A 21517-nucleotide genomic window follows, 5' to 3' on the forward strand; every position below is an offset into this window, starting at 1 on the left:
CGTCCCTTCACTTGATTTCGTCAGGGAAATACTTGATGACGCAGCGCACCGGATTCGGTGCCGCCTGCCCGAGGCCGCAGATCGATGCGTCCACCATGGTCTGTGACAGCTCCTCGACCAGATCGGTGTCCCACACCGGGGCTTCCATCAGCGTGTTCATCTTGGCCGTGCCAACGCGGCAGGGCGTGCATTGACCGCACGACTCATGTTCGAAGAAGTGCATCATGTTGCGTGCCGCATCGGTTGCACGGTCATGGTCGGACAGGATGATGACCGCCGCCGAGCCGATGAAGCAGCCGTAGGGCTGCAGGGTGTCGAAGTCGAGCGGAATGTCGCCGAGGCTGGCCGGCAGGATGCCGCCGGACGCGCCGCCCGGCAGATAGCCGTACAGGGTGTGACCCGGCAGCATGCCGCCGCAGTATTCGTCGATCAGTTCGCGCACCGAAATGCCGGCCGGCGCCAGATGCACGCCCGGCTTCTTCACCCGGCCCGACACCGAGAACGAACGCAAACCCTTGCGGCCGTTGCGGCCGTGGCCGGCGAACCATTCCGCGCCCTTCTCCACGATGTCGCGGATCCAGAACACGGTTTCCATATTGTGTTCCAGCGTCGGATGACCGAACAGGCCGACCTGGGCGACGTAGGGCGGACGCAGGCGCGGCATGCCGCGCTTGCCTTCGATCGATTCGATCATCGCCGACTCTTCGCCGCAGATGTAGGCGCCCGCGCCGCGGCGCAGGTGGATCGGCGGCAAAGCACAGGGCGGATCGGCCAGCAGCTTCTTCAGTTCCTTCTGCAGGATGTCGCGCACGTGCGCGTATTCGTCGCGCAGATAGACGTACACCTCACCGATGCCGACGCAGTACGCGGCGATCAGCATGCCTTCCAGAAAGCGGTGCGGATCGCGTTCGAGGTACCAGCGATCCTTGAAGGTACCCGGTTCGCCCTCGTCGATATTGATTGCCATCAGCCGCGGCGCGGCCTCCGCACGCACGATGCGCCACTTGCGGCCGGCCGGGAATCCGGCGCCACCCAGGCCGCGCAGGCCGGAGTGCTCCATCGTCTGAATGACCGACTCGACATCGCGACGGCCTTCGACCAGATCGCGGAACAGCTGGTAACCACCGGCCTTCAGATAAGCCTTGTAGCCGACGTAACGGGGCAGCGGATGGGTCGATTCACTCGCCTTCACGGCGGCCTTCACGTCCGCTTCGGTGGCGCCGCCGAGCGCGTTCTGGCCGACCACGACGACCGGTGCCTGTTCGCAGCGGCCGACACAGGGTGCCGGAATGACGCGTACTTTGGTGCCCAGGATGCCCGGCAGCTTCTTCAGCAGGTCGTCCGCTCCGGCCATCTTGCAGGACAGCGTGTCGCACACCCGGACGGTCAGTTCGGCCGGCGCGCCCTCGCCCTCGCGCAGCACGTCGAAGTGGTGATAGAACGTCGCGACCTCGTACACCTCGGCCTGCGACATCTTCAGTTCGGCCGCCAGCGCGGCGAGATGGCGCGCATGCACCGCGCGGTAGGTGTCCTGCAGCAGGTGCAGGCATTCGATCAGCAGATCGGGACGGCGCGGCATGCGGCCGAGCAGCGCCTGCACCTCTTCGACGGCAACCGGGTCGAGCGCGCGCCCCTTGGGCGTGGGCTTGACCATGCGGCGCATCTGCTCAAGCGGTATGGAAAACGGTTCCGACATGTAGGCTCATCCTCATCGATCAATCTTGTTGTGTGGGGCACGGCTGCGAGCCGTATCCTGATTCACGTCTGACTTCACTGCGGGCCGAAGGCACGCGATTCCCGGTGCAGATAGGCGAAATGCACGTTGCGGCGGTGCCACAGGGCATAGCCGTGCCAGTCGCGGAATTCCGCCAGTTCGACCTGATCCAGTGCCTCCTCGAGCGTCGCGCCGCCAACGAACAGCGCATCCACGCGCTCGACCAGTTGCTGCAGATAACGGCGCGGCGCGTCGAGAACTTCACGTCCACCCGGCGCGCCATGCGCCGGCACCACCTGCCGCGCGCCCAGCTCGATCAGCGCATCGAGCGCGGCGACCCAGCCGGTTTCATTCGCGTTGTACAGATCGGGCAGGTAATGCGTCGCCGCCAGCTCGCCCGCGAACAGCGTGCCGCTGGCCTCGTCCAGCAGCGCGGTGGCGCCGGGCTGGAAGGTGTGTCCGTAGTGCAGCAACTTCAGCCGCCGGGTTACGCCGGTCAGCCAGCCTGAATGTTCGAAGGTCACGCTTGCGGGGGTGGGTTCAGTACCTGACATCATATTTTCGCCCAGCGCCGCCGTCAGGCGCTCGACACAGGTGTGGCAACTGGCCCGGATGAAGCGGTCTGTTTCAATATGCGCTGTAACCGGCACACCCCGTGACACAAACACGCGGTTGCCCAGCACATGGTCGCCACCGCCATAAAGATTGACCGCCGCGATGACCGGTTTGCCCAGCTCGCGTTCGACGAAGGCGAGCAGATGCTGCGCAAAACGCTGACTGGTGCCGGTGCCGACCAGGATGAGGCCGCGCGGGTCGACCAGCACCCCGATGTGTGTCACGAAACCGGCGTTGTCGGGACTGACTTCGGACGAAGCCGGACGCAGTACGAAGACGCCATCGGCCAGCCGCGTCAGGCGCAGTTCAGGCAGTCGCTGCGCGAGCGCGGGCGCTGCGCTGGCCAGACATCCCGCGAAAATCACGATGACGGCGCACAGCCATCGGGAAAGAATCCTGTGCAACTCGGGCGGCAAATCGGTGGTCTGCGTTGATGTGCTAGCCTTTTTTTCAATGCCAGCCAGCGAGCCCCTGCGGTTCATCAAAAACAAATGAGGAGATCCGGTTTGAAATTTCATCGCTTCCACGTGACAGTCGCTGCGATCGGCGCGCTGATGATGGGTGGCCCCGCTGCAGCCGCCAACGACTACCCGACCAGCTCGCGTGTCGAATTTGCGCTCGAATGCCTGCAGGCTTACGGCAGCAACCATGAGTACATCTACAAGTGTTCGTGCCTGATCGACGAAATCGCGACCAAGCTGACACACGACGAGTACGTCGAACTGTCGAGCTTCAGCCGCACCCAGTCGATGAGCGGAGAGCGTGGCGGCATGTTCCGCGGCACCGACGAGACCAAAGGTGCGGTCAAGAAATACCTGGCTGTCGTTGCAGAATCCAAGAAGCGCTGCTTCATCAAGTAATCGATTCGCGCAGCGCGGCGGTGCGGCTTGCGCCGCACCGCTCAGGAGCCGCGCAGGCCCGGCTTGATCGCCACCGAACTTTCGAAACGCAGGTCCTTGGAATCGACGACGACCGCCTTCAGTTCGCCCTCCTTCGCCGGCAGCACGTAAAACCGGAAGTTCGGATTTTCGCTGATCGAGAAGTCGACGTCCGCGGTCATCACGGGCTCGCCGCCGAATGTGACCTCGACGCGGCGCACGAAATGCGGCGGCACGAAGAGGCGCGTCATCTGATCCATGGCCAGCCCGGAACTGTTCGGGTGGCTGATCATCAGCTGCGCAACGCTGGGCTGGCCGGCAGTGGCCTCCTCGACCTTGAACTTCATCTTGCCCAGCCGTGCCAGTGCCTCTTCCATGTCCTTGCCGGCAGGCGCCGAACAGCCGCCCGACGCCTTGACGAAGCGGCGCGCGACATAGACTTTGCCGTCGCTCGTTTCGGCGATGGCACGTACCCAGCTGTAGGCTTCGATGCGCACCCGGGTTTCGATATCGGCGCGACCGGCCAGCGGCGTGAAGGTGAAGGTGCCACCGATCGGTGACGGGTTTTCGTCGATCACCAGATGCACCTTGCTGACGTAGACACCACCCGGCAACTGCTTGGTGCGGACGGAGATCGGCACTACCGCCGCGTCTTCGGCTCGCACCGGCGCGTCGATTTCCAGGACCGAGCCGATCGTGTCCTCGATCACCGGGCGGTCGCCGACCAGCAAGGTACGCACCTTGCCCCAGATCGGCGTATCCGAACCGTCGTCGGCAGCGTGCGCAACCGGCAGATTCAGAAAGAGGCAGGCCAGCAGTGCCGCCGACCATCCGTTAGTGTGTTTCATCTCGTTCTTGGATTTCATCGTCTTCTCCTCGTGGCCATTCTGCAGCAGACCGCCCGCTGACGGGAATGCTGACATGCGTCATCCATCATTCTTCCCACTCGAGCTCGGCAAACGCCGAAGTCACATTGCGCCGGTGGAACAGATCGACAAGCCCCCAGTCTTTCGCGTCCCCCGGCTCGACTTCGCCAACTGCCTGCGACAGCGTCTTTCCGGCTTTCAAGGCTCTGCGGGTTTGATCGACCAGCCCCTGCAGGTAGTTCCCCTGCTTTGCAAAAGCTTCGCGCCACGCGTCGCCGGCGTCACCATGACCGGGTACGACGCGCTGCACGTCCATCGCCGCCAGTGCTGCGCCGACCTTTATCCAGCCAAGTATCTTTCCGTCCACCACCGGCAGGTGGCCGACGAAAAGCAGATCGCCGGCAAACAGCGTGCCGGTCGCCTCGTCGAGCACCGTGAGGTCGTTGTCCGTATGCGCCGTCGGCCAGGCGCGCAGCTTCAGCGTCCGCCCGCCCAGATCGAGTTCGTCCTCGACCGCCACGGTGCGCGACGGTGGCACCGGCTGAAGACCCTTGCCGGCTTCCCCCATCAGTCGCTCGGCTGCCGCCAGATAGTGGCCGCTGCGCGCCGCCAGCGCGGCCGGCAGCCGGGCATGGCCGACGAACACAGGCTTGTCATCGACAAAGGCCTGATTGCCCAGAATGTGGTCCGGATGCACATGGGTGTTGATCACGTAACAGACCGGCAGATCGGTCTTGCTGCGGATGCTGGCGCGCAACGCCGCGCCCACGGCAGGCGAGCCACCGGTATCGATGACCGCCACACAGCGGCTGCCGACGATGAAGCCGAGGTTGGATATCGCTCCCAGATTCCGCGTGTCCTGCTCGGCGATTTCGCCCTGGAACAGGAAAACGCCGGGCGCCACCTGCCGCACCTCAAGCGCCTCAAGCGCCTGTGCGGCAAGCGCTGTCATCACAAGTATCGTACCGATCAACTTGTGGATGCAGGAGACCCGCGAGCCGGGGCTGAGTTTGCGCACAACAGCGTGCATGGTTAGCATTCGGTGTTGATCAGCTGCCCAGAATAACAAATCAGGATGCAGTGCCTCACCCCTCCGTTCACCTTGCTGCTGCCCTGTATCGTCCTCAGCGCATGTGCGATGCAACAGGTGCCGCCCGCACCGCTGAATGCACAGGCACACCAGACCGCCTTCCTTGGCCGCTCGCTGACCGACGACTCGACGCGCGAGTTTCTTGCGCAGCGCAGTATCAATGCATCGACCTGGCCGCCTGAACGCTGGACGCCAGAGCAACTGGTGCTGGCCGCGCTGCTGCAGCACCCGGCCGCTGCGCAGGCGCGCGCGCGCGCGGCACTCGCCCGCGCCCAGCTGACGACTGCCGGGCTCACACCGCGCACGCTGCTGGCGCCGGAGTCCGAACGCACCAACGAACGCGATGCCGGGCAGTCGGCGTGGAGTGTCGGCCTCGCACTGGACCTCGCGCTGACCGGCGAATCGGTGCGTGAAGCGCGCGTCGAGCGCGCCCGCCTGCTGGCCGATGCGGCGCTGCTCGACGAAGCCGATGCTGCGTGGGCGGTCCGCAGTGGCGCCCAGCGCGCACTCATCGAGTTGTGGTCGGCCAATGCCGAGCTGGCACTGCTCGACCGACTCGTCGTCACCACGCTCGAAGCCCAGGCGGTGATGCAGAAGCGCTATGACCTCGGCGCCGCCGACGCGCTCGAACTGACGCAGACCCGCACCGCCGCCGCACAGGCCGAGTCACGCTATGTACTGGCCGAACAGCGGCAGATCCGTGCGCGTGGGGATCTGGCCCAGGCGCTCGCCCTGCCGCTGTCGACCCTCGACGCACTGCGCATCGATTACACCGCATTCGACGAGCCGGTCGCGGTGCCGGCGATGGAGGCGCTGCGGGCGAACGCCACGCTCGATCGCATCGACCTGCGCCGTGCGCTGGCGCAGCATGCTGCGGCCGAAGCGGCGCTGACGATCGAACTGCGCGCGCAATATCCGGAAATCCGCATCAAGCCCGGCCTGTTGTGGGATCAGGGCGCCACGGTGTGGAGCCTGGGCGCAGCATTGCCGCTGTTCGCGGCGCAGCGTCAGGCCGGACCGATCGCCGAAGCGGTCGCACGGCGCGACATGGCCACGCAGGATTTCCTGGCGCTGCAGTCGCAGGCGCTGGTCGCACTCGAGCATTCGCGGACCCGCGTCAAGGCGGCCGAACTGGACATCGACGGCGCCGAAGCCGAGCACGACGAAGCCCGCCTGCAGTTGACGCGCACCGAGCAACGCTACGCGCGCGGCGACGCTGACCGGCTCGATCGCCTGCTGGCCCGCGTGCGCGTGCTCGAAGCCGACATCCGCCTGCTGTACGCACGTCAGCGAACCCTCGCGTCGCGTCTGGCACTCGAAGACGCGGTGCAACGCCCGCTGACTGCACTGACCGGCCCCACGGAGACCGCACCATGAACCGCATCACTCCCCAGCAACTGCTGTTCGCGATGGGCCTGCTGCTGATCGCACTGGTCTGGGCCGTGGTGTACTACGCCCGCGACGAGTGGAAGTTGTACGCCGACCAGCCCGACGACGATATCGAGGTGCCGTCACTGGTCGAGCGCAATTCAGACGGTCTGACCAGCGTGCGCCTGACCGCCGCCGCGCAGACGGCGAGCGGCATCGAACTCGGGCAGCCGCTGGCCGTGCGGGCCGGCACCGAACACGAGGCGCAGGCAGCGGTTCTCGACCTCGAGCCGCTGTTCGCGCTGCGTGGGCTGTTGCATGAAGCGCGCGCCGACATCGCGCGGCTGGCCGCCCAGCTGGCCCGCGCCGAAACCGAGCGCGATCGCGTCCAGGCGCTGTTCAACGATGACCGCAATGTATCGGAGCGGACGCTGCAGACTGCCCGCAGCCAGGTCGAGCAGGACCGCGCAGCGCTGGCTGCTGCGCGCGCCCGTGCCGACGGCCTGCATGCACGGCTCGTCCAGGGCTGGGGCCCGCTGGCCGGATCGGCATCGGGCGAAGCGCCGGACGAGCTGGAGCGGTTGGCCGACCGGCGAAACTCGCTGGTCGCCGTCGCGCTGCGCGGCTCGGGCGAGGCGCCGCCGCTGATGCTGCTGCGCCTGCCGGACGGCAACGATGCCATAGAGGCACGCCGCATCGGGCCTGCGCCACGCAGCCTCGCCCAGGCAGCCGGCGAGACCTGGCTGTACAAGTCCGAGCGCGTGCTGCCGACCGGCACCCGCCTGGCTGCACGCGGCGTCACCGGCGAGACCATGCTGTCGCTGGTGCCCAACAGCGCCGTCGTCTGGTATGCCGGCCTGCCCTGGGTGTATGTGCGCGACGATGACGAACCGGAGGAATTCACCCGTCAGGCGCTGCCCGCCGAATCGCAGCGTCCGGATGGCTGGCTTGCACCGAAGCTGGAAGATGACGCCCGCGTGGTGACGCGCGGTGCGCAGCTGCTGCTGTCCGAAGAGCTCAAGCACACGCTGGCGGACGAGAACGATGACTGATCGGGCGCTTTCGCTACCGGGCCGAGGCCGGATGTTGGGGTTCGCTGGCTCACCCCACCGTACGAGAGCACCTCGACACCGCACGTCCACAGCCCGTCTGCTTCCCGCATCTTCGTGTCACCGCCTTCCGGCAGGTTGGGGTGAACGCAGCGATGCCCAACACCGCCCCCCCGCCACCCTGCCCCCCCCAACCCGGGCAACCTGTCGCATGGGCCGCACCCGATGATCGAAGCCATCGTCCGCTTTTCGGTGCGCCGGCCCGGCATTGTTTTGGCGCTGTCGCTGGTGCTCGTGCTGTACGCCATCAGCCGCATGTTCGACGCCCGGCTCGACGTGTTTCCCGAATTCGCACCGGCGCAGGTGGTGATCCAGACCGAAGCCCCCGGCCTGCCGGCCGACCTTGTCGAAACACGGGTCACGACGCCGATCGAATCGGCCGTTTCAGGTACGCGCGGGATCAAGGAATTGCGCTCGCAGTCGATTCCAGGCCTGTCCGTCGTCACGGTCATCTTCGACGAAAAATCCGACCTGTTCCGCAACCGGCAGCTGGTATCGGAGCGACTCGGCACGCTGGGCGCGCTGCTGCCGGCCGGCGTGACGCCGGTCATCACACCGCTGACCTCTTCGGCCAGTACCCTGATCGGCATCGGCATCACGTCGGCACAGCGCTCGCAGATGGACATGCGCTATCTGGTCGACTCGGTCGTGCGGCCGCACCTGCTGGCAGTGCCGGGCGTGGCGGACGTGAATGTGTTCGGTGGCGAAGTGAAGCAGTGGCAGATCCAGCTCGACCCGGCGCGGCTGCGCACTCTGGGCGTGACGTTCGCCGATGTCGAACTGGCGGCACGCGGCGCCGCTTCGGTCGCCGGCGCAGGATTCGTCGAAAACGACAACCAGCGCCTGCTGATCGCTATCGACGCCACGCCTTTGTCGCCGCGCAGTCTGGAACAGCTCACCGTCACACTGCCGGACGGACGTTCGCTCGCGCTGGGCGACGTCGGCCGCGTGCGCGAAGCACCGGGCCCGGCGATCAGCGCGGCGCAGATCAACGGCACACCCGGTGTGTTCATGATGGTGCAGGGCCAGCTCGGCGCCGACACACTCGGCGTCACGCTCGAACTGGAGAAATCGCTGGCCGAGCTGACACCGCTGTTCGAACGCGAACAGGTGACGCTGCACCCGGCGCTGTTCCGGCCGGCCAACTTCATCCAGACGGCGCTCGGCAATGTGCGTGCCGACGTGGTGATAGGCGCCACCTTGGTGGTGATCGTGCTGTTCGTGTTCCTTTACAACCTGCGCACCGCCTTCATTTCGGCCGTCGCCATTCCGCTGTCGCTGCTGGCGGCGGTACTGGTCATGCTGGAAGCCGGCGCCAGCCTGAACATCATGGTGCTGGGCGGGCTTGCGATCGCGCTGGGCGAGGTGGTGGACGACGCCATCATCGACTGCGAAAACATCTATCGCCGGCTGCGCGAAAACCGCCACCTGGGCTCGCCGGTGGCCGCCTGGAAGGTGGTGCTCGACGCATCGATGGAGGTGCGCAGCTCGGTCGTGTACGCCACCTTCATCGTTGCGCTGGTGTTCGTGCCGCTGCTCACGCTGTCCGGCGTCGCCGGCAAGCTGTTCGCGCCGCTCGGTCTGGCCTACATCCTGGCCATCCTCGCGTCGCTGGTCGTGGCGCTGACGGTCACACCGGCGATGAGCTTCCTGATGCTGGGCAATCGCGAGCTGCCCGACGAAGACCCGCCACTGGTGCGCTGGTTGCGACCGCGTTACGAGCGGACGCTGCGCGCCATCGAACGCCGGCCGCACGGGTTGATCGCTGGCGTCATGCTGGCACTGGCCGGCGGGCTCGGCGTGCTGCCGCTGTTCGGCGGCGAATTCATTCCGCCGCTGCGCGAAGGCCACTACATCGTTCATCTGTCGACCATTCCGGGCACCGCACCCGGCGAGGTGCTGCGGGTCGGCCAGCGAGTGACCGAAAAGGTGCTGCAGATCGACGGCGTGAAGTCGGTGGCGCAGTGGGTCGGGCGGGCGCAGAACGGATTCGACCCCTTTGGTCCGCACTACAGCGAGGTCGAGATCGAAATCGGTCCGCTGGACGGCGCAACCCAGGAACGCATCCTCGCCGACATCCGGCGCACGGTGACCGGCGACGACGGCGACGAAGATCGCACGGACGAAGAAGCCGCGGAATCGGTCGGTTTCCCCGGCCTTGCCTTCTCCGTGAACACCTTCCTGACGGAGCGCATCGGCGAGACCGAATCGGGTTTTCCGGCGACGCTGGTGGTGCAGGTGTTCGGCACCAATCTGGACCGGCTGGACGCCGACGCCACCGCCGTTGCGCAGGCGCTCGCAAAGGTCAGGGGCGCGACCGACGTGCAGGTGCTGGCGCCGCCCGGCACGCCGGAAATCATCGTGCGGCCGCGCCTCGACAAGCTTGCGGTCTGGCGCCTGTCGCCGGAGGATGTGCTGTCGGCGACCAGCACCGCCTTCGCCGGTCGCAAGGTGAGCGAGGTGTATCGCGGCACGCTGGCGACACCGCTGGTCGTGACGCTGGATCCGGACCACCGCCGCTCGCCGAACGAGATCGGCCGCCTGCCGCTTCGCACACCGGATGGCCGGCTGGTCGAATTGCGTGACGTGGCCGACATCAGTGTCGAGAACGGTCGCTACAAGATCCTGCACTCGGGTGGCAAGCGGGTGCAGACCATTACGGCAAACCTGGCCAGCGGCCACGATCTGGGCGCGTTCAGCGAGGCCGTCCGGCGCACCTTGCGCGACGACGTGAAACTGAACGCCGGCAGTTACTACACCGTGACCGGTGCTGCCGAAGCACAGGCACAGGCGCGACGCGAACTGGTCACGCATTCGGCGCTGGCCGCGGCGGCCATTGCCATTCTTCTGATGCTGGCGTTTTCGAGCTCGCGCAACCTGGTGATCACCTTCGTGAATCTGCCTTTCGCGCTCATCGGTGGAGTGCTGGCGGCGCTTGCTGGTGGCGGCTGGCTGTCACTCGGGTCGGTGGTCGGCTTCGTCACGCTGTTCGGCATCACGCTGCGCAACTCGATCATGCTGGTGTCGCACTTCCAGCACCTCGTGGAGCGGGAAGGTCATCCGTGGAACCTGGACACCGCCATACTCGGCGCGTCGCAACGCCTCCCTTCGATCCTGATGACTGCGCTGGTGACCGGTCTGGGTCTGATGCCCCTGGTCCTGGGCTCAGGCGAACCCGGTCGGGAGATCGAAGGGCCGATGGCCGCCATCATCGTCGGTGGCCTGACGACCTCGACGATATTGAATCTGCTGGTACTGCCTACGCTGTTGCTGCACTACGGCCGCTTCGCCAAAGTGCCGCAGGCGAGCTGAATTCAGGTGCGCGGAGAGCGACGCGCTGCGGCCATCCCGATCAGGCCGAGGCCGACGAGCATCAGCGAAAGGGCGTCCGGCTCGGGCACTCCGGTCACGAATGCCGCACTCAGAAAGGTGCCTTGACTGACCGGCTGATCGATCCAGGCGAACTCCGCGAACGTCGGGCCGACCGTCACAGTGACATTGCTCAATGTCGTGGTGAGCACAACATCGGTCAGCACGACGGACGGACCGAAATCGAGTCCGGACAATTTCAGGGTCAGCTGTTCCCGCACGGCGCCGCAACTGTGGACGCCACAGAAGTTGCCCGGCGAACTCAGCGAAAAACCTGCATCGGTGTAGTCGAACGGCAACACGCCCCTGACCAGACTGCCTTCCACGCCCGCGCCGACGACGGCGGAAAACCGACCGTAATCAGCCGTTTCGGCGTGCAGCGCAGTGGTGACGATATCGCCGTTCAGGCCGGCTACTGCAGGAAAGGACAGCGCGACGCCGAGCGACGTCAGGCCAAACAGGGTGGAAAGTTTCATCGAATACCTCACATCGCGATCCGCAGAACAGCCGCGGCAATTCAGAAGGCGGAAACATCTGTCTGAACGGATGCAAGCAGAGATCGAGCCAGCAGCGGAAAAAAATAACAAAGTCGCGTTAAATCAGCGATCTCCCGGACACTGCCCTTCAGCCTTTCGGGCCAACGTCACCCGGTCCGGTGCAAATGTAAAAAGCGTCGACACAATCCAGGTGCAACCCGCCGCCTTTCAACGGACGGCAATGCATACACCGTCACACACGACCTTCTGGCCGCTGCGGATCTTGGCGGTCTTGCGGACTTCGGTCTTTCCGTCCACCTGCACATCGCCCCGGGCCACCCGCACCTTGCCTTCGCCACCACTGCTGGCCAGGCCGGCAAGCTTGAGCAGGTCGCACAGCGCGACATAGTCGCCGGTCAGCGTGAAATCAACGGTTTGCATGTAAATCCTTCAGTAGGTACGCAGACGCTTGATCGCCTGCGAAATGACGGCTTCAGTCTTGGCGAAGCAGAAGCGGATCAGCCGCGCGTCGTGGCCGTCGTGATGGAAGGCCGATACCGGAATCGCTGCCACACCGGCCTCGCGCATGAGGCGACGCACGAAGGACTGATCCGGCTCGTCGCTGATGGCGCGATACGACGCCAGCTGGAAATAGGTGCCCGCGCAGCCGGGCAGTTCGAAGCGCGAGCCGGCCAGACCGGCCCGGAAGGCGTCGCGCTTGGCCTGATAGAAACGGCCCAGTTCAAGATAGCGCGCGGGCTCGGCCATGTAGTCGGCCAGCCCGAGCTGGCAGGGTGTATTCACTGCGAACACGTTGAACTGGTGCACGCGGCGGAATTCTGCGCTCAGCAGGGGCGGCGCGCAGACGAAACCGACCTTCCAGCCGGTTACGTGAAAGGTCTTGCCGAAACTCGACACCAGCACGGTACGCGCCGCCAGTTCCGGCAAGCGCGCGGCGCTGGCGTGCTCGCGGTCATCGAACACGATGTGCTCATACACCTCGTCGGAAATCACCACGATGTCACGGCCGTCGCACAGTCGGGCAAGCGCGCGCTGATCGTCCATCGTCCACGCGGCCCCCGTAGGATTGTGCGGCGTATTGGTGATGATGAGCCGGGTGCGCGGCGTGATGCAGTGCGCCACCGCATCCCAGTCGGGCAGGAAATGCGGCGCTTCGAGGCGTACGAAAACCGGCGTGGCGCCGGCCAGCCGGATGCCCGGCAGATAGCTGTCGAAGGCCGGCTCGAACACGATGACTTCGTCGCCCGACCCGGCGAAAGCCGTGATCGCCGTATAGACCGCCTGGGTTGCACCGGCAGTGATCGTGATTTCTTCTTCGGCGTCATAGTCGGCGCCATACACCGCGCGCATCTTCTGCGCCACTGCCTCGCGCAGCGCCCGCTGGCCGGTCATCGGCGAATACTGGTTGCCGCCGGCCCGCATGTGCGACGCCACGGCGTCGAACAGCGGCGGATCGGCACTGAAGTCCGGAAAGCCCTGGGCGAGGTTGATCGCGCCGCAGGCCTGCGCCTCGCGCGAAATGACGGTGAAGATCGTCGTGCCGACGTCGGGCAGTTTCGACGTCAGATGGCCGGGAAAGTCCTGCATGGCGGATGGCTGTATCGCGAATCGACGGATTATGCTTCAAGCCCCTGCCCATCCCGATTCGACATGAACGACACACCCAGCCCGCTGCGCCTCGACGGCGACCGCCTCTACATCCTCGACCAGACGCTGCTGCCCTTTGCCCGGCAGGAAGTGGGCCTTGAAACCGCCGCGCAGGCGGCCCATGCCATCGCGACGATGCAGGTCCGCGGCGCACCGTTGATCGGTGCCATCGGTGCCTTCGGACTGGCACTGGCGCTGCGCGAAGCGGCCGGCGATGCCGCGCTAGACGAGGCGGTATGCGCCCTCGGCGCAACGCGCCCGACCGCGGTCAATCTCGCGTGGGCGCTGCATCGCGTCGGCTCGCATGTGCGACCGCTGCCACCGGCCGCACGCGCCGCTGCGGCGTGGAGCGAGGCGCTCGCGATCTGCGACGAAGACCGCGCCGCCAACCGGCGCATCGGCGAACTGACGCTCGAACTGATGCAGACCATCACACCGCGGGCCGGCCGGCTGAACCTGATGACCCACTGCAACGCGGGCTGGCTCGCCACGACAGGCTGGGGCACGGCGCTGGCCGGCGTCTATCTCGCACACGCCGCCGGCGTCGACCTGCACGTATGGGTCTCGGAAACCCGGCCGCGCAACCAGGGCCTGTTGACCGCCTGGGAGTTGGCAGGCGCCGGTGTGCCACATACCGTCATCGCCGACAACGCCGCAGGCCAGCTGATGCGCGCGGGTCAGGTCGACGCGGTCATCATCGGTGCCGACCGCATCGCCGCCAACGGCGACGTTGCCAACAAGGTCGGCAGCTATCTGAAAGCGCTGGCGGCACGCGACAACGGTCTGCCGTTCTGGGTTGCGGCGCCGTGGTCAACGGTCGATGAAGGTTGCGCCCGTGGCGCGGCGATACCGATAGAAGCGCGCCATGGCGACGAACTGCGCGTGCTGCGCGGAGACGCCGGCAGCGTCCGCCAGCTCGATCCGCACAGCCCGGTCGGGAATCCGGCATTCGACATCACGCCGGCGCCGCTCGTGACGGCACTCATCACCGAGCGTGGCATCGTCGACTTGCAGTCCGGACGCATTTCGCTCGCCATGCCCTGCTGAATGATCCACAGAACCTAAAGTGAATTCTAGGAGCGTGAAACCCACGGCGAGAAAGCGTCTCAGCGATGTTGCATCGCGAAACACCTGATCTATCGTCAATTTTTAATGTAAACCCGCTTGTATTCTGGGCTCCGGTCAGGATAATCCACCGTTAATCCACAATACAGGGGCACACCCTGATGAACGAGGTCAGCGGCAGCGATGTGCTTGAAGCAGCGCGCCGGTTGGAAGTTTGCGGACTTAACCGCGGTGCGGCTGGCAACGTCAGCGCGCGCCGCGGTCCCGCATTCCTGATCACTCCAAGCGGGCTCGAACCTGCGGAATGCACCGCTGACGACATGGTGGAAGTGTTCAGTGATGGCCGCAGCAGCGGCTGCCGCAAACCTTCTTCGGAATGGCGCATTCACCGGGATATCTACGCCGCCCGCGCCGACGCCGACGCCATCGTGCATGCGCACTCGCCGTTCGCCACGGCGCTCGCCTGCATCGGCGAACACATCCCGCCCTTTCACTACATGATCGCCCGCTTCGGTGGTAGCACCGTGCGCTGCGCACGCTATGCGACCTTCGGCGAGCAGGCGCTGTCCGACGCGGTGCTGGACGCCCTGCCCGGCCGCTGCGCCTGCCTGATGGCGAACCATGGCATGCTGGTTTTCGGACGCAGCCTTCGCCACGCGGTCGCGCTCGCGGTGGAACTAGAAACGCTGTGCGAACAGTATTGGCGCGCATTGCAGGTCGGCACGCCGAAGCTGCTCGACGACGACGAGATGGAGCGGGTGCTCGGCAAGTTTGCGGGTTACGGCCAATGAGCATGAAGCGCGAGCGGCCCGCACATGCTCAAGAATGGGGCTCGGCAGCCGTGAACCCTGTCAGCCTCCGGCGTTGCAATCCGGCGGCGATTCGCCCCTGATGCCGAGTCCGTCCATGCCCACCAGCCTCCTTTCACACGGCACCACGCCGCGCAGCGAGAACGCAGAACGCCAGGTCGAGGCGGAACTGGTCGCGCTCGCCTACCGGCTGACACCGTTCACGCTGGTGATGGCGATCGTGCTGGCCGGCCTGATCTGGGGTGTGCTGCACAAGGTTGTCGACGTCAACGCACTGACCACCTGGCTGGTTGCCATGGTGCTGATCAATGTCGGTCGCTTCGGACTGATCATGGCCTGGCGCCATGTCGGGCCAGGCGTCAATGAGACGCTGATCTGGAAGTGGCTGTTCATGCTGGGCGTGTTCGTCGCCGGTTGCGGCTGGGGGGCTCTCGGGGTCGCCCTGATGCCGCCGCCCGGACACCCCTACGAAATGGTGGTGCCGCTCTGTCTTGTGGCGGTGGCGGCCGTCGGGCTGTTTTCGCTGACCGGCATGTGGAAGGCCTATGTGCTGATGGCACTGCCCACCTTGCTGCCGACCGCCTTCTTCTACCTGATGTCGCCTGAACCGGAGCGCGAAGTGCTCGGCGGCTTCATCCTGCTGTTTCTGCTGATCGCCGTCGTCAACGCCAAGCGCTTCCAGAAGAACACGGCCGAATTCATCCGTCTGCGCCTGCATCACGCGCATGTGGCGAAGGAAAACGAAGAAGCCAAGGAAGCCGCCGAGCAGGCCAATCAGGCAAAGAGCCAGTTTCTGGCCAACATGAGTCACGAAATCCGCACGCCGATGAACGGCGTGCTGGGCATGGCGCAGCTGCTGCTGCGCAGCGAACTGAATGGCGAACAGCGGCGCTATCTTGAAACGCTTTATCGCTCGGGCGAAAACCTGCTCGACCTGCTGAACGACATTCTCGATCTGTCGAAGATCGAAGCCGGTCGCTTCGATCTGGTGCGCAGCGAGTTCGACCCGCGTCGCACGCTGCGCGAAGTGACCGAACTGCTCGGCGCGCAGGCACGCGAAAAGGGCCTGACGCTGGCGCTCGACGTCGATGATGCGGTGCCTGGCCGGGTCGAGGGCGATCCGGGACGGCTGCGCCAGATCGCGGTCAACCTGATCGGCAACGCCATCAAATTCACCGATCACGGCGGCGTGTTCGTCACGCTGCGTGTTCACTCGATGGACGATGACCTGATGCTGCAGCACCGCCCGACAACGGGTGCGGTACGCATGGTGATGGCGGTGCGCGACACCGGCATCGGCATCACGGAACCCGACCAGGCACGTATCTTCGACGCCTTCGCGCAGGCCGACAACACGGCATCGCGCCGCTTCGGTGGCACCGGGCTGGGTCTGGCCATCTCGCGGCAACTGGCCGAAATGCTCGGCGGCGCCGTCACCTTGCGCAGCGCCTCAGGTATCGGCTCGACCTTCACGCTGTCGTTGCCCTGCAAGGTCGTGAGCACCGGCATGGAAGAGGCACAGCACAGTCTGTCCCTGCCCAACCTGCCCCGCCTGTCAGGCACCGTGCTGCTGGTGGAAGACAGCACGGTCAATGCCGAAGTCGCTTCCAACATGCTCGAAGCCTTCGGGCTGCGCTGGACGCTGGCGCGCGACGGCAGACAGGCACTGCAGGAGCTCGAGCACGCACGCTTCGACCTTGTGCTGATGGATTGCCAGATGCCGGGCATGGATGGTTTCGAAGCATGCGAACGCATCCGGGACCGCGAGCGACTTGTCGGTCTGCCTGCCACTCCGCTGATTGCGCTGACCGCGGGCGCCAATGACGGCGACCGCGAAAACTGCATTGCCGCCGGCATGGACGACTATCTCGCCAAGCCTTTCCGCGAAGACGATCTGTACGCGATCGTGCGCAAGTGGCTGCCCGACAACGCCGTATCCGGTACCGGCACGATCTCCGTTGACGCCATCAGCCAGCACGACCGGGCCCGCTTCGCCGTGCTGTACGAAAAGGAATCGCAACGCAATGTGGTGGCGATGCAGGAAGCCCTGCGCGGCCACGACGACCACACGCTGCGCCGTGCCGCGCACACGCTGAAATCGCTCGCGGTACATGCCCAGGCCTTCGACCTCCACGACACGATGCGCAGGCTCGAGGCAGCGGCCGTCGAAAAGGACTGGGCACTGGCGACCGCGCTGGTGCCGATCGCCAGTCGCATGCAGCTCGAATCGGTGCGTCGCGTCGCCGAATGCAGCGCCGATGGTGACTCGGGCGGTGGATCGCTGCCCGGTGCGGTGGACATCCTGGTCGTCGATGACGATGAAGCGGAACGTTTCCTGATGCGCCGATCGCTGGAGAACGCCGGCTGCACAGACGTGCGCGAAGCGGAAAGCGGTGAGGAAGCGCTGCTGATGGTTGGTCAGCAGTGCCCGCACGTGGTGCTGCTCGACGGCCTGATGCAGGGCATGGATGGCATCGCGACGTGCCGGGCATTGCGTGAGCACTACGCCCCGGAGCGATTGATCATCGTCATGCTGTCCGGCATCGAAGATCCCAACTGGCAGCGCGCCGCACTTGACGCAGGCGCCAGCTGCTTCGTCGCCAAGTCTGTGTCGCGCGATGCACTGATGGATGCACTGGCCACCAAGCTGGCCGAACTCGACCGCCCGCTGCGCAGTCGTACGCGTGGAAGGCCACGCCTCAGCGTTGCCTGACCGACGCGTCGCGGCTGATGCGCGACGCCGACATTCCGGGAGCGCGCGATGAACAAGTCACTGATCACCCTTCTGTTTTGCCTGTGCGGCAGCGCGTCGGCAATCGATGTATCCGATGTTCCGGCCGACAAGCGCACCACACTCGATCGCTATCTGACGGCCGTGGAAGCACACCGGATGGTCAGCGAGAGTGCGGCGAACGTCCTGTTTCTCGATGTGCGCACACAGGCCGAGGTGAGCTATGTCGGCGCGCCGGCAGGCATGGATGCCAACATTCCCTTCATGCTGGTCGATTTCGACCACTTCGACAGCAGATCGCGCCGCTTCACGCTGCACAAGAATCCCGCCTTCGTCGGCGCGGTCGAGGAGCGCCTCAAGGCCAAGGGCCTCGACAAGACGGCCGACGTCGTATTGATCTGCCGGTCCGGCGATCGCACCACACGCGCCGTCAATGCGCTGGCAGCCGCCGGATTCACCCGCGTCTGGACAGTGATTGACGGATTCGAGGGCGATACGGCGTCGGCGGGTGCCGACCGCGGCAAACGAACCGTGAATGGCTGGAAGAATTCCGGCCTGCCGTGGTCCTATGCGCTGGATAGCTCGCAGGTATGGCTGCCTGCAGGCGCGCGCTGATCAGCGGCCGGGCAGCATGCGCGACAGCAAGCCGTCGCGATCGATGAAATGGTGCTTGACCGCAGCCAGAACGTGCCCGATCACGACCGCCATGAAGAAGTAGTTGAGGAAGCGGTGCACCAGAAGCAGCGCGTCACCCATCGCCTCGTTCTTGTCCAGCAGATCAGGCAGCGGCAGCACGCCGAACCACACCGTCTGGAACCCCTTGGCCGAACTCATCAGCCAGCCTGACAGCGGCGCTGCAATCATCAGCACATACAGCAGATGATGTCCTGCGGCGGCGGCCCTGGCCTGCCACGCAGGTGTGCTGAGCGGCAGCGCAGGCGGCCTGTGCGTGGCACGCCAGCCCAGACGCAGCAGTACAAGCAGGAACACCGTGACGCCGGCCCACTTGTGGTACGAGTACAGCTTGAGCTTGGTCGGCGACAGCGGCAATTCGGTCATGTACAGGCCGAGCCCGAACATGCCGAACAACATCAGTGCAATCAGCCAGTGCAGGGACATCGCAGTGCGGGTGTAGCGCATGGTTTTCCTTTTTGGGGGTGCCGTCGCAGGCTTTGCCGACCCGGGGTTCGATGGCCGGGGCCGGCCCTGGTCTGTCATTGTCGCAGCCCGGCAGTTCCCTTACGGCACAGGCACGCGCACAACCAGACGCCATGCATGCTTCAGAGACTGATCTGCGTACCCAGTTCGACCACCCGGTTCGGCGGCAGATGGAAGTAATTGGCCGGCCCCTCCGACTGCCTCAGCATCCAGCCGAACAGCGCACGGCACCATGCCGACAGATCACCCACGCCTTCGACGACAGTCGAACGCGCGACGAAATAGGTCGTATCCATCGCTTCGAGTTCCAGAACTTCAGCCGGCAGCGCCTGCAGCGCTTCGGGAATATCCGGCTCCTCGCGGAAGCCGTAACGCACTTCGATCGCCCAGGTGTTGTCGGCCAGCCGCTGCACGTTCATCCGTTCTTCCGCCGCCACCCGGGGTACTTCCTCGATCCGTACATGAAGGAACAGCACGGACTCATGCAAGACCTTGAAATGCTTGAGATTATGGAACAGCGCACTCGGAACGGTTTCCGGATCGGACGTCAGATAGATCGCCGTACCCGGCACGCGCGGCACCTCGGGAATCGGGCTGGACAGAAAGTCCTCCATCGGAATGTTGATGCGCCTGCGCTCGCGCGCCAGCAGTTCGCTGCCACGCTTCCAGGTGGTCAACATCGTGAACAGCGCCGCACCGAGCAACATCGGCAGCCATCCGCCATCGAGGAATTTGGTCAGGTTGGACGCGAAGAACAGCAGTTCGATGACGAAGAACACCCCCAGCACGGCAAGCAGTGCAATCTTCAGGCGCCGCTGCGACATGCTGGTGATGAAGATCATCAGCAGCGTCGTGATGATCATGTCACCCGATACGGCAATGCCGTAGGCCGCCGCCAGATCGCTGGAGGTGTCGAATTCGAGCACCAGCACGACCACGCCGATCAGCATCAGCCAGTTAACGGCCGGAATGTAGATCTGCCCGCGCTCGGTGTCCGAGGTGTGCAGCTGGCGCAAGCGCGGCAGATAACCCAGCCGCGAGGCCTGTGCGGTGATCGAGAAGGCGCCGGAAATGACCGCCTGCGACGCGATCACGGTCGCCATCGTGGCCAGCAGCAGGAGCGGCAGGCGCAGCGCCTCGGGTGCCAGATTGAAAAAGGGATTGCTGACCGTTTCGGACGCCCGCAACACCAATGCGCCCTGACCGAAGTAATTGATCAGCAGCGCCGGCGACACGATGAAATACCAGGCCAGGCGCACCGGTCGCTTGCCGAAATGCCCCATGTCGGCATACAGCGCCTCGCCGCCGGTCAGCGCGAGAAACACGGCGCCGAGCAGCAGGAAAGCCTGCGCCGGTTTGTCGATCGCGAACACGATGGCGTACGTCGGATCGAGTGCGCGCAACACGTCGGGCGTCTGCACGATGCTGTTGATTCCGAGCAGCGCAAGCACTGCGAACCACACGATGGTGATCGGGCCGAAAAAACGTCCGACCAGCGCAGTGCCCTGACGCTGCACCGAAAAGAGCACGATGATGATGAGGATGGTGATCGGTTCGATCCAGTGCTCCAGCGTCGGCGCCACGACAGCCAGCCCCTCGACCGCCGACAGCACGGAAATGGCCGGCGTGATCACCGCATCGCCGTAGAACATCGCCGCCGCGAACACGCCGGCAGCGGTGACCGCCGCCACCCGCCGGCGCACCCCTGCACGGGCCGCCCGCTGCGCCAGCGACGCCAGTGCCAGCGCACCGCCTTCGCCGTCGTTGTCGAAACGAAGCACAATGAACACGTACTTGAAGGAAATGATCAGCGTGACGGACCAGAACAGCGCCGACAGCGCGGCCAGCACGTTCGCTTCCGACAGCGGAAGGCCGTGATTGCCAGTAAAGGCTTCCTTGAAGGCATACAGCGGACTGGTGCCGATGTCGCCGAAAACCACGCCCAGTGCCGCCAGCATCAGCGGGCCGAGCGCCTTCGCATCGGCTGTATGTCGAGTCATTTCTGCATCGTGGAATGACAGGCCGCCGATATTGCGCCGCAACATATGCAAGATCAAGCGGTCCTGTCCGTCCTGCGTCACATTTGCAACAATCCCCCCGACTTCCCATGTCGAACCCACCATCGCCCCGCACACCATGGATGACACCGCCGACCTGCGTTCACTGCGCAACCTGATCCGCCAGTTCGTCGCCGAGCGCGACTGGGCGCAGTTCCATACTCCGAAGAATCTCGCGATGGCGATGAGCATCGAAGCCGCCGAAGTGATGGAACACTTCCAGTGGCTGGTCACCGGCCATGAGCTGCCTGACGCCAAAAAGCGGGCGGTCGGCCACGAACTGGCCGACACATTGGTCTATCTGGTCCGGCTGGCGGACACGCTGGACATCGACCTGCCTGCCGCCATCGCCGAAAAGATGCAGATCAACCGGGACAAATACCCCGCCGAGCGGGTGCGCGGCGACGCGCGCAAATACGACGAGTACGAGTGAGGCGGCCGGCGGCCGTTTCCGCGATAATCACGCCCTTCGTCACGCCCTTCGCCGCCTGGCGTCCTCAAGCTTTTTCTCGGTGCGCGAACCTTGGCGTACCGCAGTGTTCCC

General features: G+C 65.2%; 18 protein-coding genes. 9 read left to right on the forward strand and 9 right to left on the reverse strand.

The annotated features are described in order from the left end of the window. Nucleotides 1-7 precede the first annotated feature (7 nt). Nucleotides 8-1696, reverse strand: coding sequence for an NAD(P)H-dependent oxidoreductase subunit E (locus NMQ16_RS01150; RefSeq protein WP_257078640.1), 1689 nt, complete (start codon nt 1694-1696; stop codon nt 8-10). Nucleotides 1697-1770: 74 nt separating this feature from the next. After that, the gene (locus tag NMQ16_RS01155; RefSeq protein WP_257078912.1) at nt 1771-2847 is read right to left on the reverse strand and encodes an MBL fold metallo-hydrolase; all 1077 of its coding nucleotides are present in this window, start codon (nt 2845-2847) and stop codon (nt 1771-1773) included. Here NMQ16_RS01155 and NMQ16_RS01160 point away from each other — a divergent pair. After that, a complete protein-coding gene (locus NMQ16_RS01160) occupies nt 2836-3189 on the forward strand; it encodes a hypothetical protein (RefSeq protein ID WP_257078643.1) in 354 nt (117 codons plus the stop codon). The genes NMQ16_RS01155 and NMQ16_RS01160 overlap by 12 nt on opposite strands. Before the next feature lie 41 nt (nt 3190-3230). Here NMQ16_RS01160 and NMQ16_RS01165 read toward each other — a convergent pair whose 3' ends face one another. Both NMQ16_RS01165 and NMQ16_RS01170 read right to left on the reverse strand, forming a co-directional pair. After that, nucleotides 3231-4073, reverse strand: coding sequence for a quinoprotein dehydrogenase-associated SoxYZ-like carrier (locus NMQ16_RS01165; protein ID WP_257078645.1), 843 nt, complete (start codon nt 4071-4073; stop codon nt 3231-3233). 67 nt (nt 4074-4140) lie between these two features. Further along, nucleotides 4141-5025, reverse strand: a complete 885-nt coding sequence (locus tag NMQ16_RS01170) for a quinoprotein relay system zinc metallohydrolase 2 (protein ID WP_257078647.1) — start codon at nt 5023-5025, stop codon at nt 4141-4143. 186 nt (nt 5026-5211) lie between these two features. On the opposite strand from NMQ16_RS01170, the gene NMQ16_RS01175 reads away from it, so the two are divergent. From NMQ16_RS01175 to NMQ16_RS01185, 3 genes are all read left to right on the forward strand, one after another. Continuing rightward, nucleotides 5212-6540 (forward strand): TolC family protein, encoded by a 1329-nt coding sequence (locus NMQ16_RS01175; protein WP_257078649.1) that lies wholly within the window; start codon nt 5212-5214, stop codon nt 6538-6540. Further along, complete coding sequence (locus NMQ16_RS01180) at nt 6537-7583, forward strand: hypothetical protein (protein WP_257078650.1); 1047 nt, start codon at nt 6537-6539, stop codon at nt 7581-7583. Before NMQ16_RS01175 ends, NMQ16_RS01180 begins: the two co-directional genes overlap by 4 nt. Before the next feature lie 222 nt (nt 7584-7805). Further along, complete coding sequence (locus NMQ16_RS01185) at nt 7806-10952, forward strand: efflux RND transporter permease subunit (RefSeq protein ID WP_257078652.1); 3147 nt, start codon at nt 7806-7808, stop codon at nt 10950-10952. A gap of 2 nt (nt 10953-10954) precedes the next feature. Here NMQ16_RS01185 and NMQ16_RS01190 read toward each other — a convergent pair whose 3' ends face one another. From NMQ16_RS01190 to NMQ16_RS01200, 3 genes are all read right to left on the reverse strand, one after another. Continuing rightward, nucleotides 10955-11596 (reverse strand): PEP-CTERM sorting domain-containing protein, encoded by a 642-nt coding sequence (locus NMQ16_RS01190; RefSeq protein WP_257078655.1) that lies wholly within the window; start codon nt 11594-11596, stop codon nt 10955-10957. A gap of 117 nt (nt 11597-11713) precedes the next feature. Continuing rightward, nucleotides 11714-11926, reverse strand: coding sequence for an RNA-binding S4 domain-containing protein (locus NMQ16_RS01195; protein WP_257078657.1), 213 nt, complete (start codon nt 11924-11926; stop codon nt 11714-11716). A 9-nt stretch (nt 11927-11935) separates the two neighbouring features. Next, on the reverse strand, nt 11936-13093 hold the full coding sequence (locus NMQ16_RS01200) for a methionine aminotransferase (RefSeq protein WP_257078659.1): 1158 nt from the start codon (nt 13091-13093) through the stop codon (nt 11936-11938). A 63-nt stretch (nt 13094-13156) separates the two neighbouring features. Between NMQ16_RS01200 and mtnA the strand changes: the two genes are divergently transcribed. From mtnA to NMQ16_RS01220, 4 genes are all read left to right on the forward strand, one after another. Continuing rightward, nucleotides 13157-14200, forward strand: a complete 1044-nt coding sequence (mtnA, locus tag NMQ16_RS01205; protein WP_257078660.1) for an S-methyl-5-thioribose-1-phosphate isomerase — start codon at nt 13157-13159, stop codon at nt 14198-14200. A 179-nt stretch (nt 14201-14379) separates the two neighbouring features. After that, a complete protein-coding gene (locus NMQ16_RS01210; RefSeq protein WP_257078661.1) occupies nt 14380-15009 on the forward strand; it encodes a class II aldolase/adducin family protein in 630 nt (209 codons plus the stop codon). A gap of 115 nt (nt 15010-15124) precedes the next feature. After that, on the forward strand, nt 15125-17740 hold the full coding sequence (locus tag NMQ16_RS01215; RefSeq protein ID WP_257078662.1) for a response regulator: 2616 nt from the start codon (nt 15125-15127) through the stop codon (nt 17738-17740). A gap of 48 nt (nt 17741-17788) precedes the next feature. Beyond that, nucleotides 17789-18373: a rhodanese-like domain-containing protein gene (locus tag NMQ16_RS01220; protein WP_257078663.1), complete on the forward strand. Its 585-nt coding sequence runs from the start codon at nt 17789-17791 to the stop codon at nt 18371-18373. Here the strand turns inward: NMQ16_RS01220 and NMQ16_RS01225 are convergent, their stop codons facing one another. After that, complete coding sequence (locus NMQ16_RS01225) at nt 18374-18898, reverse strand: cytochrome b (RefSeq protein ID WP_257078664.1); 525 nt, start codon at nt 18896-18898, stop codon at nt 18374-18376. Nucleotides 18899-19038: 140 nt separating this feature from the next. Next, on the reverse strand, nt 19039-20916 hold the full coding sequence (locus NMQ16_RS01230; protein ID WP_257078665.1) for a potassium transporter Kup: 1878 nt from the start codon (nt 20914-20916) through the stop codon (nt 19039-19041). Nucleotides 20917-21052: 136 nt separating this feature from the next. Between NMQ16_RS01230 and NMQ16_RS01235 the strand changes: the two genes are divergently transcribed. Further along, complete coding sequence (locus NMQ16_RS01235; RefSeq protein ID WP_257078666.1) at nt 21053-21406, forward strand: nucleotide pyrophosphohydrolase; 354 nt, start codon at nt 21053-21055, stop codon at nt 21404-21406. The last annotated feature ends 111 nt before the right edge of the window (nt 21407-21517 follow it).

It is taken from the genome of Methyloversatilis sp. XJ19-49 (assembly GCF_024580145.1).
Classification (GTDB): domain Bacteria; phylum Pseudomonadota; class Gammaproteobacteria; order Burkholderiales; family Rhodocyclaceae; genus Methyloversatilis.

What these genes read in the sequence shown, in the direction of transcription:
- NMQ16_RS01150 (WP_257078640.1), bottom strand. Translation starts at nt 1,696, where the DNA reads ATGTCGGAACCGTTTTCCATACCGCTTGAGCAGATGCGCCGCATGGTC.
- NMQ16_RS01155 (WP_257078912.1), bottom strand. Translation starts at nt 2,847, where the DNA reads ATGAAATTTCAAACCGGATCTCCTCATTTGTTTTTGATGAACCGCAGG.
- NMQ16_RS01165 (WP_257078645.1), bottom strand. Translation starts at nt 4,073, where the DNA reads ATGAAATCCAAGAACGAGATGAAACACACTAACGGATGGTCGGCGGCA.
- NMQ16_RS01170 (WP_257078647.1), bottom strand. Translation starts at nt 5,025, where the DNA reads ATGACAGCGCTTGCCGCACAGGCGCTTGAGGCGCTTGAGGTGCGGCAG.
- NMQ16_RS01175 (WP_257078649.1), top strand. Translation starts at nt 5,212, where the DNA reads ATGCAACAGGTGCCGCCCGCACCGCTGAATGCACAGGCACACCAGACC.
- NMQ16_RS01180 (WP_257078650.1), top strand. Translation starts at nt 6,537, where the DNA reads ATGAACCGCATCACTCCCCAGCAACTGCTGTTCGCGATGGGCCTGCTG.
- NMQ16_RS01185 (WP_257078652.1), top strand. Translation starts at nt 7,806, where the DNA reads ATGATCGAAGCCATCGTCCGCTTTTCGGTGCGCCGGCCCGGCATTGTT.
- NMQ16_RS01195 (WP_257078657.1), bottom strand. Translation starts at nt 11,926, where the DNA reads ATGCAAACCGTTGATTTCACGCTGACCGGCGACTATGTCGCGCTGTGC.
- NMQ16_RS01200 (WP_257078659.1), bottom strand. Translation starts at nt 13,093, where the DNA reads ATGCAGGACTTTCCCGGCCATCTGACGTCGAAACTGCCCGACGTCGGC.
- mtnA (WP_257078660.1), top strand. Translation starts at nt 13,157, where the DNA reads ATGAACGACACACCCAGCCCGCTGCGCCTCGACGGCGACCGCCTCTAC.
- NMQ16_RS01210 (WP_257078661.1), top strand. Translation starts at nt 14,380, where the DNA reads ATGAACGAGGTCAGCGGCAGCGATGTGCTTGAAGCAGCGCGCCGGTTG.
- NMQ16_RS01215 (WP_257078662.1), top strand. Translation starts at nt 15,125, where the DNA reads ATGCCCACCAGCCTCCTTTCACACGGCACCACGCCGCGCAGCGAGAAC.
- NMQ16_RS01220 (WP_257078663.1), top strand. Translation starts at nt 17,789, where the DNA reads ATGAACAAGTCACTGATCACCCTTCTGTTTTGCCTGTGCGGCAGCGCG.
- NMQ16_RS01225 (WP_257078664.1), bottom strand. Translation starts at nt 18,898, where the DNA reads ATGCGCTACACCCGCACTGCGATGTCCCTGCACTGGCTGATTGCACTG.
- NMQ16_RS01230 (WP_257078665.1), bottom strand. Translation starts at nt 20,916, where the DNA reads ATGACTCGACATACAGCCGATGCGAAGGCGCTCGGCCCGCTGATGCTG.
- NMQ16_RS01235 (WP_257078666.1), top strand. Translation starts at nt 21,053, where the DNA reads ATGGATGACACCGCCGACCTGCGTTCACTGCGCAACCTGATCCGCCAG.